Genomic DNA, 13,625 nt, shown 5'->3' with positions numbered 1-13,625 from the left:
TCCTAGATTACTTTATTCATTTGTTAAAGTATAAATTGACTTAAATCTTTGTTATTTGCAATCTTTCCTAGCTTCTCTTCGACATACTGAGGTGTAATGGTCACTGTCTCCATCGTAATATCAGGCGCCTCAAATGAAAGCTCTTCAAGCAGCTTCTCAAGTATGGTATGAAGCCTTCTTGCACCGATGTTATCTGTCTCCTGATTGACATGATAAGCCACTTCGGCAATCTTATGAATAGCATCGTCAGAAAATTCAAGAGATATACCTTCTGTTTCAAGTAAAGCTTTATATTGCTTTAATAATGCATTATCTGGTTCCGTTAAGATTTTCACAAAGTCTTCTATACTTAATTTATCTAATTCTACACGGATTGGGAAGCGTCCCTGAAGCTCTGGAATCAAATCTGATGGCTTTGCCATATGAAATGCACCTGCTGCAACAAACAGCACATGATCAGTTTTAACGGCACCATATTTCGTCATCACAGTTGAACCTTCTACAATCGGTAAAATATCACGCTGAACCCCTTCACGAGAAACATCTGCAGATGATGCACCACCGCTTTTGGCGATTTTGTCGATTTCATCGATAAAAATAATTCCTTGCTGCTCTGCTTTGTAGACCGCTTCCTGACTGACTTCATCCATATCAATCAGTTTTGAAGCTTCCTCAGCCGTTAATGCCTTTCTTGCTTCTCTGACAGTCAGCTTTCTGCGTTTTTTCTTTTTAGGCATGAGATTGCCGAGCGCATCCTGCATGTTCATACCCATTTGCTCCATACCCGAGCCTTGAAGCATATCAAACATGGAAGGCTGCTGTTCTTCTACTTCAATCGTAACGTAATGATCTTCAAGTTCTCCCATCGCCAGCTGATGAGCGATTCGCTTTCTTGTCGATTCGAGTTCCACTTCTTCATTTGAATGATCTCGATCACGGTCATCTTCATCAGAACCGCCAAACAGCATCTCAAACGGATTTTTCACAGACTGGCTTTTTTTCTTGCCAGGAACAAGTAAATGAACAAGACGTTTATTTGCTTGTTTTTCTGCTTCCTCTTGAACATCTTTCATCTTTTCTTCTTTGACGAGTCTAATCGCTGTTTCAACTAAATCTCTCACCATGGACTCTACGTCACGGCCGACATAACCCACTTCAGTAAATTTCGTCGCTTCCACTTTAATAAAAGGCGCACCAGAAATTCGAGCAATTCTGCGGGCAATTTCTGTTTTCCCCACACCTGTTGGACCGATCATTAAAATGTTTTTAGGAACGACTTCATCCTTTAGCTTATCATGCAAAAGACTTCTTCTGTAACGGTTTCTTAAAGCCACCGCCACTGCTTTTTTTGCATCAAGCTGACCAATGATGTATTGATCAAGCTTTTCAACTATCTCTCTTGGGGTGAACGGCTTTTTCTCCATACGTCTCATGTCCTTTCTATTCAAGCTCTTCTAAAGTGATTTGATCGTTCGTGTAGACACAGATTTCTCCGGCCGTTTCAAGAGCGGCCTTTGCAATTTCTCTCGCTGAGAGATGATCACCTGCATGGGTTTTGAGTGCTCTCCCGGCGCTAAGCGCATAGTTGCCGCCTGAGCCAATGGCCAAAATCCCATCATCTGGTTCGATGACCTCTCCTGTTCCAGAGACAAGCAGGATGCTTTCTTTGTTCATGACGATGAGCATGGCCTCAAGCTGCCTTAGCATCTTGTCACTTCGCCATTCCTTCGCTAGTTCTACGGCTGCCCGCTTTAAATTACCACCATATTCTTCAAGCTTTGTTTCAAACTTTTCAAAGAGTGTAAAAGCATCGGCTACTGAACCTGCAAAACCTGCAAGCACCTTGCCTCCGAAAAGACGGCGCACTTTTTTTGCTGTGTGTTTCATCACGACAGCCTGCCCGAAAGTGACTTGACCGTCGCCAGCCATTGCACTTTTTCCTTTATGCTGAACGGCAAAGATGGTTGTTGCATGAAATGATGACATGAAAAAACCTCCTTTTAGGATCGTTTAAAAGCCCTTGGGTGATGAGACATGTACGTGTTTCTTAAAGAATCTTTTGATACATGCGTGTACACCTGTGTAGATGATAAATTTGAATGACCGAGAAGTTCTTGAACACTTCTCAAATCCGCCCCCTCGTTTAAGAGATGCGTGGCAAAGGTGTGCCTTAACATGTGAGGATGGATATGTAATGTACCTGACGCCTTTTTCATTAATTCAGTGAGAATGAATCGTACACCTCGGTCTGTAAGAGGCGTCCCGCGCTGATTCAAAAACACATGAGTATCAGCACGGTCTTTCCCTTTAGATTTCAGCTTCTGCCTTCCATCCTCTAAATAAGTAATGAGCGCTTCATGAGCATATGACCCGAAAGGAACATACCGTTGCTTGCTGCCTTTCCCATGAACAAGCACTGTATCCATCGATAAATCAAGATCAGATTCTTTTAATGAACATAACTCACTGACCCTCATACCTGTTGCATAAAGAAGTTCTAAAATGGCTTGATTTCTTTGCCCAAGCGGTGTGCTGACATCAGAAACTGTAAAAAGCTCTTTTAGTTCCTCTTCATACAAAAATGAAGGAATCCGCTTATCCTGCTTTGGTAAGCTAACGAGTAAAAAAGGATTTTCTTTCACAAGCTGTTCTCTTAATAAAAATTTATAAAAGCTGCGAAGCGCAGAGACTTTCTTACTAATCGTTCTTCTTGTCAGGCCTTTTTCATAAGCTTCTGTTAAATAAATTCTCGTATCTTGATAGGATACCTCTTCAAAACCGTCTATTCCTTGAATGTTCATAAATCTGACAAACTCTTCAATGGCTTCTGTATATCCTGAGATCGTTAAAGCTGAATAGTTTTTTTCAATTTGCAGATATTCAATGAATAAGTGGACAAGACGCTGTTTATTCGTCATTTTTACACCTCTTTAAGGCTTTTAAATGGTATCACATATCTTGCTTTCCGTGCAATGTTTTACTACAGAGATTTCGAAATAGTTTGAATAGTTTCGATTGCGCGCTTAGCGTACTCTGCATAACGTTCTTGTTTGTTTTTAATTCGAACTCCTAGATCTTTCAGCAAACCGAAGTTCGCATTCATCGGCTGGAAGCTTTTCTTGTTTGTCGATGTGATGTAGTGAGCCATACTGCCAATCGCCGTCTCCTCAGGAAGTGTCACAAGCTCTTCTCCTTTGACAAAACGAGCGGCGTTAATTCCAGCCACAAGTCCGGACGCTGCGGACTCGACATACCCTTCAACGCCTGTCATTTGTCCGGCAAAGAATAGATCATCTCTATTTTTAAACTGATAAGTCGGTCTTAAAAGACTTGGCGAGTTAATAAATGTATTACGGTGCATCACGCCGTAACGAACAATCTCTGCTTCTTCAAGGCCTGGAATCAAACGGAATACTTCCTTTTGATCGCCCCACTTCAGATGTGTCTGGAAGCCAACGATGTTATATAAAGTACCTGCTGCATCATCCTGTCTTAATTGAACAACAGCGTAAGGTCTTTTTCCTGTTTTCGGATCTTCCAGTCCTACTGGCTTCATCGGACCAAACAGCATCGTTTTCTTTCCTCTTTTCGCCATGACTTCAATTGGCATACAGCCTTCAAAGAAGATTTCTTTTTCAAATTCTTTTAATGGCACAGTTTCAGCAGAAATGAGTGCCTCATAAAAACGATCGAATTCTTCTTCTGTCATTGGACAGTTTAAATAAGCGGCTTCTCCTTTGTCATAGCGTGATTTCAAGTACACCTTATCCATATCAATGCTGTCTTTCTCTAGAATAGGTGCCGCTGCATCGTAGAAATAGAGATATTCTTCTCCTGTTAACGATTTTAATTCTTTTGAAAGTGCTTCTGATGTCAGCGGGCCAGTCGCGATAATTGTCGGACCTTCTGGTATGCTTTGCACTTCTTCTTGAAAGACAGTAACATTCGGATGATTTTTCACGCGGTCTGTCACGTTTGCTGCAAATTCATGACGGTCTACTGCAAGCGCGCCGCCAGCAGGAACTGAGCTTTCATCTGCTGCTGCGATAATAGCTGAATCTAAATGACGCATTTCTTCCTTTAATACACCTACTGCATTCGTTAAAGCATTCGCACGCAGTGAGTTGCTGCATACAAGCTCCGCAAATTTATCTGTGTGGTGAGCCGGCGTTTGTTTCACAGGTCTCATTTCATATAAATTGACTTTAATCCCTCGTTTAGCGATTTGCCATGCAGCTTCACTTCCAGCTAAACCGGCTCCGATCACATTTACAAATTGACTCATTGTACAACTCTCCTATTTCGTAAGGTCTGTTTGATGACATAAAAAAGCAGGTGAACAAGGCTGCTCACCGCTATTTTTGTTGTTCCTCTTTATAATCACAGTTGACACATTGAACTTGAACGCCTTTTTTCAGCTTTTTCTCTACAAGCATATTTTCGCATTTTGGACACTTTCTTTCAATTGGTTTGTCCCAAGAGACGAATTCACACTCTGGAAAACGATCACAGCCGTAAAAAATGCGGCGTTTTTTCGATTTTCGTTCAACAATGTTTCCTTCATGACATGACGGGCATTTGACCCCGATATCTTTGACAATTGGTTTTGTGTTGCGGCAGTCAGGAAAGTTAGAGCACGCCATGAACTTGCCGTATCTACCCATTTTGTACACCATCGGATGTCCGCACTCTTCACAATCAACACCTGCGTATTCCGGCTCAATCTCAACTTCTTGCATCTCTGCTTCAGCTTTTTCTACCCGTTTTGCAAAGTCTTGATAGAAGCTGTCGATAATACGAACCCATTCGATCGTACCTTCTTCAACACTATCAAGTTCCTTTTCCATTTTCGCTGTAAATTCAACGTTAATGATTTCAGGGAAGAATTCAATGATTAAGTTGAGTACAATCTCTCCAAGCTCTGTCGGAGTAAATCGTTTATTATCAAGTGCGACATAGCCGCGCTTTTGAATTGTATCTAATGTTGGTGCATACGTAGATGGACGGCCTATACCGAGCTCTTCAAGTGTTTTGACCAATCTTGCCTCAGTGTAACGCGGAGGCGGCTGTGTGAAGTGCTGTTCCGGTTCGATATCTTTTGAAAGAACTGTGTCCCCTTCTTTCAGATCAGGAAGCATTTTGTCCTTTTCCTCTAGCTGGTCGTCCTTTCCTTCCACATAAACCTTCATAAACCCAGGGAATTTTACTTTACTGCCATTCGCACGGAAAGTAAGACCGTTATGATCAAGGTCCACACTCATTGTATCAAGAACAGCCGGCGCCATTTGGCTTGCCACGAATCGTTCCCAAATCAATTTGTACAGACGAAGCTGATCGCGGCTTAGCACGTGCTTGACATCTGCCGGTTTTCTTAACGTCGAAGTCGGGCGAATGGCTTCGTGAGCATCTTGTGCATTTTCATTCTTTTTAGCTGTTCGTTTTGTTGTGTTTAAGAAATTCTTGCCGTACGTCTGATCAATGAAGGCAGATACTTCTTCAATCGCTGTATTGGAAATACGTGTTGAGTCCGTTCTCATATATGTAATGAGACCGACTGTACCTTCTTTACCAAGATCAATTCCTTCATATAATTGCTGTGCAATCATCATTGTCTTTTTCGCACGGAAGTTTAATTTTCTTGCAGCCTCCTGCTGTAAAGTAGAAGTCGTAAACGGAACAGCTGGATTACGTTTACGCTCTTTTTTCGTTACTTTCTCTACAGAGAATTTGCTTCCCTTTAATTTCGAAAGGATTTCTTTTACATCTTCTTTTGTTTTCAATGGATGTTTTTTGCCATTGAGGCCAAAGAAACTCGCTTCGAAGCTTTCTTTTCCTTTTAGGAATGTACCGTCAATTGTCCAGTATTCTTCTGGTTTAAATTCATTAATTTCATTCTCGCGATCAATAATCAGGCGGAGTGCAACTGATTGAACACGTCCGGCACTTAAGCCCTTTTTCACTTTCTTCCATAAAATCGGACTGATTTTATACCCAACGAGACGATCTAATATCCGTCTTGCCTGCTGCGCATCAACTAAGTCCATATTGATCATACGTGGATGCTTAAAGGAATCTTTAATCGCATCCTTTGTAATCTCGTTAAAAACAACGCGGCAGTCAGAAGAGAGGTCAAGGTCAAGGCTGTGTGCTAAATGCCAAGCAATCGCTTCTCCCTCTCTATCGGGGTCAGCTGCGAGATAGACTTTCTTTGCTTTTTTCGCTGCTGTTTTTAATTCTTTTAAAACTGGGCCTTTCCCGCGAATCGTAATATATCTCGGTTCAAAGTCATGCTCAGTGTCAACACCGAGCTGACTTTTCGGTAAATCCCTTACGTGCCCCATTGAAGCTTTTACTTTATACTTTTTTCCTAAATAACGCTCAATCGTTTTCGCCTTTGCTGGCGACTCAACGATGACTAAATAATCAGCCATACTCAAAATCCCCCTTAAGAGGTGTTCTCTCTTTATACATTTCACAATTCATATTTATGTTAATTGCACCTATCTAACAGGCAATCATTAAAAATTCTTTATGATGAACATCATTATAAACACGAAAAACAAAGTGTAAACTTAAATCCTCACTATTATTAAATATTCCGATGTCTTTTGTCAAACGATATTTTTATGAGAGTTCAGTATATTGAACGCTGTGGAAGGAGAATTCCTCTAAAATATCCTTTGTGGAATGAACAAGCTTTGCCCCCTGCTGAATGAGTCTTGCCGGACCTGTGGAATTAGAATCAAAGATGGATCCAGCAACCGCAAATACTTCTTTGCCTTGCTCAAGCGCTTGATAGGCTGTAATAAGAGAACCGCTCTTTTCTTTGCACTGAATCACGATGGTCCCTTTCGTCAATGCACTAATTAAACGATTTCTCATTGGAAAATGCCACTTTTCTGGTTTGACATAAGGCGGGTGCTCTGACAAAAGCAAATGATGTTCGCCCATGTATTGAGCCATTTGTGCATGTTCTTTTGGGTATACATGCTGAAAGCCGCCTGCTATAATGCCGATTGTTTTCCCTTTTTTCCTGATGCACTCTTTATGTGCCAGTCCATCGATTCCTTTAGCTAAACCACTGACAATCATCCACTCTTCCTTGACAAGCTCACCAACAATTTTCTTCACACATGCTTCTCCATAAGACGATGGAACTCGCGTGCCGACTACACCTAAACTTTTTTCTTCATTTAAATATGATACGTTTCCTTTTAGGAATAACACAGGGGGAGGATCATAAATATTTTTTAGTGTGCTGGGATATAAGGGTGATGTAATGGGAATCATGTGAATGTTTTGCGTTAAATAGGCTTGAACGATATGTTGAAAAATGGGGAATTCATTTTCTTCAGCTTGTTTTAAGCGGGTAAAGTCGATCGTTTGTAATGACCGATCCTGTTTAAAATGATGTGTTTCTTCATTTATATATAGTTCAGGATCGACTTTCCACCATTTTGTTAATAATGAGGGTGAGATGAGGCCTTTTAAGCGGTGAAAAATCATTCTTTCGGACACGTTGTACATACCATTCCTCCTGTTTAAGATAGAAAGAAGAAGACTTGTCAAAGAACAAGTCTTCTTGTGTCATTAATGCGTTTTACAAGCTTCGAAGAGATTCTTCTCTTTTAATACTTTAATCAACGTTTCTCCCATGACAGATGGTGTTTCTGCCACTTCAATTCCACATTCACGCATTGTTTTTACCTTTTCATCAGCTGTGCCTTTACCACCAGAAATAATAGCACCAGCATGTCCCATACGTTTTCCTGGAGGCGCCGTTTTACCGCCAATAAAGCCAACGACTGGTTTTGTCATATTTGCTTTTACCCATTCAGCTGCTTCTTCTTCAGCCGTACCGCCGATTTCACCGATCATAATCACAGCATGTGTTTCAGGGTCTTCATTGAATGCTTTTAACACATCAATAAAGTTTGTCCCATTTACCGGGTCTCCCCCGATTCCTACAGCTGTCGATTGACCAACGCCAGCTTCTGAAAGCTGATGTACCGCTTCATATGTAAGCGTTCCAGAACGAGAAACAACACCCACATGACCTTTTTTATGAATGTAGCCAGGCATGATACCAATTTTACATTCTTCAGGTGTGATGACACCTGGGCAGTTTGGTCCAACTAGTCTTGTCTTTTTCCCTTCCATATACCGCTTCACTTTGACCATGTCAAGCACTGGAATATGTTCAGTAATACAAATGACGAGATCAACTTCTGCGTCAACAGCCTCTAAAATGGCATCTGCCGCAAATGGTGCTGGTACATAGATAACAGAAGCGTTCGCTCCAGTTGTCTGCACTGCTTCAGATACAGTATTAAATACAGGAACTCCTTCTACTTCAGTTCCACCTTTTCCAGGTGTGACACCGCCAACAATATTTGTCCCGTACTCAATCATTTGTTTTGTATGGAACAATGCGGTTGAACCGGTAATCCCCTGAACAATTACTCTCGTATTTTTATTAATAAATACACTCATTTAGGTTCCCTGCCTTTCTGCTCTACTTGACTAAAGATACAATCTTTTCTGCCCCGTCAGCCATAGACTCAGCAGAAGTGATATTTAAGCCTGAATCACTCAGGATTTTCTTCCCTAATTCAACGTTTGTTCCTTCAAGACGTACAACGAGTGGTAATGTTAAGCCGACTTGTTTCGTCGCTTCAACAACACCTTCTGCAATCACATCACATTTCATGATGCCGCCAAAAATGTTCACGAAAATCCCTTTAACATTTTGATCAGATAAGATGATTTTAAATGCTTCCGTTACTTTTTCAGCTGTTGCACCGCCGCCAACATCTAGGAAGTTTGCAGGGTCCCCGCCGTAATGCTTGATGATATCCATTGTAGACATCGCAAGACCTGCTCCATTGACCATACAGCCAATATTTCCATCTAGAGAAATGTAGCTTAAGTCATATTTAGATGCTTCAATTTCTTTTGGATCCTCTTCATCAAGGTCACGGTATTCTAATATATCTTTTTGTCTATATAAGGCATTGCTATCAAAGTTTAATTTTGCATCAAGTGCCATGACTTTTCCATCGCCTGTTACAACAAGTGGATTAATCTCAGCAATTGAACAATCTTTTTCAATAAACGCATTGTAAAGGCTTGTCATAAACTTAACAGCTTGGCCAACTAATTTTGTTGGAATATTAATTTTAAATGCCACTTCTCTCGCCTGATAGCCTTGCAGACCAATCGCTGGATCGATGACCACTTTGACGATTTTTTCTGGCGTTTTTTCTGCTACTTCTTCAATTTCAGTACCGCCTTCTTCAGATGCCATCAACACAATTCTTGATGTCGCTCTGTCCAAAACTAGTCCAACATAGTATTCCTTTTGAATATCGCAGCCTTCTTCAATAAGTAAGCGTTTTATTTCGCGCCCTTCAGGCCCTGTTTGATGTGTGACAAGTGTCTTGCCGAGCAATTCCTCTGCAAACCCTTTCACTTCATCTTTCGTTTTTGCAATTTTTACCCCGCCTGCTTTACCACGGCCGCCTGCATGAATCTGTGCTTTTACGACATATACAGAGCTCCCTAGCTCTTCTGATGCTTTCACTGCTTCATCAGGTGTAAATGCTACTTTACCATTTGGAACTGAAACCCCATATTTTCTTAGGATTTCTTTTCCTTGGTACTCATGGATATTCATTTCCCATCCTCCCAACATATGTAGAAACAAAAATTATAAAATAGACTGCGCTTTCATTTTAAAGAATAAAAAAGAGAATGTCTAGGGTTCTATGTAAAATCGTAAAATCCTTCTAAACATTCAAACTTTTATTTTATTAAAAATATAAATTTTTCAGCCAAATCACTTATTTTACCTTATTTTTTCATTTTTTGATCTAACCTGTAGATAAACGAAAAAATTTCTGCTACAGTATCGTATAACGCTTCAGGAATCTCCTCATCTAATGTTAAGTGGCGCATGAGTTCGACTAAATTACGGTCTTCCTGGATAGGGACTCCCGACTTTTTTGCTTCTTCAATAATATGATCTGCCACATAGCCGCTGCCTGTTGCAACGACTTTTGGCGCCTTTTGTTTTTCTTCATCGTAATGCAGAGCGACCGCTCTTCTAAGCGGTTTTGAATCCTTCATACTCGTAAGTCCAGCCCTTTCTCGCTGATTTTATGAAAGTGTTCATCTAGAAATTGAGACGGATCTACTGGCTCTTGTCTCTTTTTTGCTGTAATTCCCGTTAAACTGTATCCTAGCGCATTTAAATTCTCCCGAACAGCCGGAATCATCGGATTAATGGTTCCTTGCAGTTCATGGGCTGTCTCGACAGTAATGGACATGACCTTTTGCTGAATCGTACAGTCTATTAAGGTTTCTTCAAGGTTTTCCATGTTTAAATAAAACATCAGGCGGCACTGAGAAATATCAATAGAGCCATCTTTTTTCTTATGTCCCTTTAGTATAAAGGTTAAATCTTGAACACTATGTTTTGAGAAAAGAGGATAGGAAATCATCATTTGACTGACGGCTTGGGTCTCCTGTTGCACAAATAACTGCCCATTCAATCTATGAAATAATTGATCCACTTCTTTTTTAATGGGCTCTGGTAAATCAGCCTGTCTCACATCATTTAAGGTAAGCTTTAATTGGTGCAGCTCCTGACTTTTGACATCCTGGCTGCCTTTTTCAAGCAGTTTCAGCATACCAATTTCATCACGCACACCTATTGCCTTTTTCATCGTCATAAGTAAATCGAGCACATCGGTTTTATTGCTTAATGTTGGTTCAGTCTGCTGCACCACCTGAGCCAAAGCTTTCGCCTCTCTTTTTGACAGGAAGGGAAACTCTTTTTGCAGTACAGCTGCTTTTGCGTCAGGCTGAGAGCCTGCCTGCTGGAGTCCTTGAAGCAATGCTGTGAGCTGTTTTAAGTTAGGTTCTTGCTGCCCGTCTGCACCTTGTTTCATCAAACTTGCCAGTATCCGCTCAATTTGCTGAGGCGGGATTTGCAGCTCTTCTTTTGGACTTGTTGACTGCTGCACGTTTGTCTGAGGAACTTGGGACGGCTGACGCTCTTGAACGATTGCGGCATGGCTATTTTCTTTTTGCTGAGAAGGATTGAGCTGAGTCGTTACTGGTGAATTGCCACCTTGCTTCGCCTCGTCTTCTCTCGCTGCTAGAAGGACCGATAAGAGCTTTTCTGAATGGACGGCTGTCTCTGCATCTACAACTGACCGAACGGCTTGTATAAGGGTCTGTGTGGCATCTGTGTGCTTCGGAAGCTGTGTTAATTGATTTAATAGTGCTGTTATATCCTGATGAAGGGCAGAGGGTGATTTTACGGCTAAAATAGATTGAAGCACCCCTTGCTGGATCGGTAAATCTTTCTTTAAAGCAAAGAGGAGGGCCTGGAGCCCTTTCTTCACATCAGCTCCTTGAAGCTGTTCGATCCACTTCACTGCCGTTTTTAACTCTCCTTCGTTGATGACGGACTTTTCCTTTAAAAAAGCTGTAGCTGTCAGCATGTTTTCAAGCCCATTTTTCAGTGAGAGACCTTCTAATAGTTTGGCTGCTGCATCCTTTAATGTCTTAGGATCTTGATCAAATTGCTGAACGGGTCTTAGTTTATTGAGGCTGCCTCCACCCTCTTGTTCAAATTGGAACCAATAAAATGCGTCTGCTTTAAGCTGAGCCGCCAGCTGTGCTTTTATTTTCGTTGAACCTATTTGAACAAGGGCTGTATCATCTCCAAGCATTTTTAGTACTTTACCGAGAATCAGCCGATGAACATTATCCTTCCCTTCGGTGTTTAATGGAACCGATTCGGCCGTATTCAGCCGGCTATTCAGTGCTGTATGTATGTCCTCAACTCTTGTCATCACAGGCAGCCTCCTTAGATTAAAATTTATGATATAACAGATTTTACTGGCGCAAACGATAACCGGTGGATGGGGGTAGCACCGTGTGTTTGAATCGCAGCCAGGTGCTCTTTCGTTCCGTACCCTTTATGTTTTTCAAATTGATACTCAGGATACTTACGCCCGTACTCTTCCATCATCTGATCTCTTGTCACCTTTGCAATACATGCACCTGCTGCAATGGATGCACTTTTTGCATCTCCTTTGATGATATTCTCTTGGTGAGTAGAAAGCGGGAGTGTCATGGCATCTATGAGTAGATAATCAGGTGTATGAGTTAACTGCTCTACAGCTCTTACCATCGCCAGTCTTGATGCTTCATAAATATTGATTTCATCAATCGTAGCCGCATCAACAATGCCGATTCCGATATCAAGTGCTTCTTTTTGAATTAAATCATAATAAGCCAATCTTTTTTTCTCAGATAATTGCTTTGAGTCGTTTAAACCGAGCAGGACTGTATTTTCCTTTAATATAACGGCTGCTGCCACAACTGGGCCGGCAAGCGGTCCTCTTCCTGCTTCATCTATTCCAGCAATACATGTGTATCCTTGCGCCTTTGCTTTGTTTTCAAATTGCATCATGTCATCCCATGCCACGCGAAGTGCTTGCTGCTTTTCTCTCTCTTTGTGCCACTTTTCTATCAGTTTTTGGACACTTTTTCTCGTATCATCTTTCACAAGCTCGTGAATGTAGGACTCGTCGCCTGCATGCTTTTCTATAAGTTCTTTTATTTGTTTCACCGTGTACATAGGCTTTTTCGCAGCCTCCTTTTTTATATCGGCAGTTTTTCGCAAAAAATAAAGACCCGCATGAGCTGCGTGTCTTTTAGCTTTCAGGCTTCTCAAAAGTGAGGGGACCAAATTTTTCTGTTCGAATATCCCGAATAATGATTTCGGTGGTTTTGTCATAGTTTATGAATCCCCCGCTCATTAGACAGCCGCGCTTAGTGCCAATTGCATCAAACAGCTCAACCGTATCTTCAGGTATCTCCGCTAGGTCATAGCGTTTTTTTAATCGCTCTGGGTAGTTCTCTTCTAGAAAACGAAGGGCATACACAGCGACATCCTGTAAATTGATGATCGAATCTTTGATCGCTCCAGTCACCGCAAGTCTGAGTCCTACTTGCTCATCTTCAAACTTCGGCCAGAGGATTCCAGGGGTATCGAGCAGTTCTAGTTCTTTCCCTACCTTTACCCATTGCTGTGATGTCGTAATACCAGGCCGATCTCCTGTTTTGGCAATGTTCTTTTTTGCTAAACGATTGATTAAGGTCGATTTGCCGACGTTGGGAATCCCGATAATCAGTGCTCGAATTGCACGTGGTTTGACGCCTTTTGCTTTCATGCGGTCGAATTTTTCTTTTAAAATTTCTTTTGAAGTCGTGATGATCTGATTTAACCCTTGTCCATCGACAGAGTTAATGGCAAGTGACCGAACGCCTTGCTGCTCAAAATGCGCCTGCCACTCCTTTGTCATACGAGGATCTGCTTTATCTGCTTTGTTTAAGAGCATGATTTTGGGTTTGTTTTGAAGGATTTCTTCGATCATTGGGTTTCTAGAGGACATCGGAATTCTTGCATCGGTTAATTCAAATACGATGTCGATGAGCTTTAATTTTTCTGTGACTTCACGTCTTGCTTTTGCCATATGGCCTGGAAACCATTGAATCGTCATAGGTGCACCTTCTTTCTTCTACCATTATCTTTATACATTGTACAA

Annotated in this window: 12 protein-coding genes; all 12 read right to left on the bottom strand. The window is 41.4% G+C overall.

Features of this window, described 5'->3' with window-relative positions:
- Nucleotides 1–23: 23 nt before the first annotated feature.
- Nucleotides 24–1,424 (bottom strand): HslU--HslV peptidase ATPase subunit, encoded by a 1,401-nt coding sequence (hslU, locus tag NSS76_RS07960; protein ID WP_024424180.1) that lies wholly within the window; start codon nt 1,422–1,424, stop codon nt 24–26.
- 16 nt (nt 1,425–1,440) lie between these two features.
- Nucleotides 1,441–1,986, bottom strand: a complete 546-nt coding sequence (gene hslV / locus NSS76_RS07955; RefSeq protein WP_024424181.1) for an ATP-dependent protease subunit HslV — start codon at nt 1,984–1,986, stop codon at nt 1,441–1,443.
- A 14-nt stretch (nt 1,987–2,000) separates the two neighbouring features.
- Nucleotides 2,001–2,918 (bottom strand): tyrosine recombinase XerC, encoded by a 918-nt coding sequence (xerC, locus tag NSS76_RS07950; RefSeq protein ID WP_024424182.1) that lies wholly within the window; start codon nt 2,916–2,918, stop codon nt 2,001–2,003.
- A gap of 62 nt (nt 2,919–2,980) precedes the next feature.
- A complete protein-coding gene (gene trmFO / locus NSS76_RS07945) occupies nt 2,981–4,285 on the bottom strand; it encodes an FADH(2)-oxidizing methylenetetrahydrofolate--tRNA-(uracil(54)-C(5))-methyltransferase TrmFO (RefSeq protein ID WP_024424183.1) in 1,305 nt (434 codons plus the stop codon).
- Between the two features lie 70 nt (nt 4,286–4,355).
- The gene (gene topA, locus NSS76_RS07940; protein WP_024424184.1) at nt 4,356–6,431 is read right to left on the bottom strand and encodes a type I DNA topoisomerase; all 2,076 of its coding nucleotides are present in this window, start codon (nt 6,429–6,431) and stop codon (nt 4,356–4,358) included.
- A 193-nt stretch (nt 6,432–6,624) separates the two neighbouring features.
- Nucleotides 6,625–7,527 (bottom strand): DNA-processing protein DprA, encoded by a 903-nt coding sequence (gene dprA, locus NSS76_RS07935; RefSeq protein WP_341081628.1) that lies wholly within the window; start codon nt 7,525–7,527, stop codon nt 6,625–6,627.
- Between the two features lie 63 nt (nt 7,528–7,590).
- Complete coding sequence (sucD, locus tag NSS76_RS07930; protein WP_007499624.1) at nt 7,591–8,493, bottom strand: succinate--CoA ligase subunit alpha; 903 nt, start codon at nt 8,491–8,493, stop codon at nt 7,591–7,593.
- A 22-nt stretch (nt 8,494–8,515) separates the two neighbouring features.
- Nucleotides 8,516–9,676, bottom strand: coding sequence for an ADP-forming succinate--CoA ligase subunit beta (gene sucC / locus NSS76_RS07925; RefSeq protein WP_024426972.1), 1,161 nt, complete (start codon nt 9,674–9,676; stop codon nt 8,516–8,518).
- A 176-nt stretch (nt 9,677–9,852) separates the two neighbouring features.
- Nucleotides 9,853–10,128, bottom strand: coding sequence for a FlhB-like flagellar biosynthesis protein (locus NSS76_RS07920; protein ID WP_003211418.1), 276 nt, complete (start codon nt 10,126–10,128; stop codon nt 9,853–9,855).
- Nucleotides 10,125–11,864 carry a glycosyltransferase gene (locus NSS76_RS07915; protein WP_073205166.1) on the bottom strand — a complete coding sequence of 580 codons (1,740 nt, stop codon included), beginning with the start codon at nt 11,862–11,864 and terminating at the stop codon, nt 10,125–10,127. The genes NSS76_RS07920 and NSS76_RS07915 overlap by 4 nt, the downstream gene beginning before the upstream one ends.
- Nucleotides 11,865–11,890: 26 nt before the next feature.
- Nucleotides 11,891–12,655, bottom strand: a complete 765-nt coding sequence (locus NSS76_RS07910; protein WP_044330674.1) for a ribonuclease HII — start codon at nt 12,653–12,655, stop codon at nt 11,891–11,893.
- A 76-nt stretch (nt 12,656–12,731) separates the two neighbouring features.
- Nucleotides 12,732–13,580 carry a ribosome biogenesis GTPase YlqF gene (ylqF, locus tag NSS76_RS07905; RefSeq protein WP_024424188.1) on the bottom strand — a complete coding sequence of 283 codons (849 nt, stop codon included), beginning with the start codon at nt 13,578–13,580 and terminating at the stop codon, nt 12,732–12,734.
- Nucleotides 13,581–13,625: the final 45 nt, after the last annotated feature.

The organism is Bacillus sp. FSL R5-0654, assembly GCF_038008745.1.
Classification (GTDB): Bacteria; Bacillota; Bacilli; order Bacillales; family Bacillaceae; genus Bacillus; species Bacillus safensis.
Note: the sequence above shows the minus strand (reverse complement) of the source record. Positions and strands in the feature narration are given on the sequence as shown.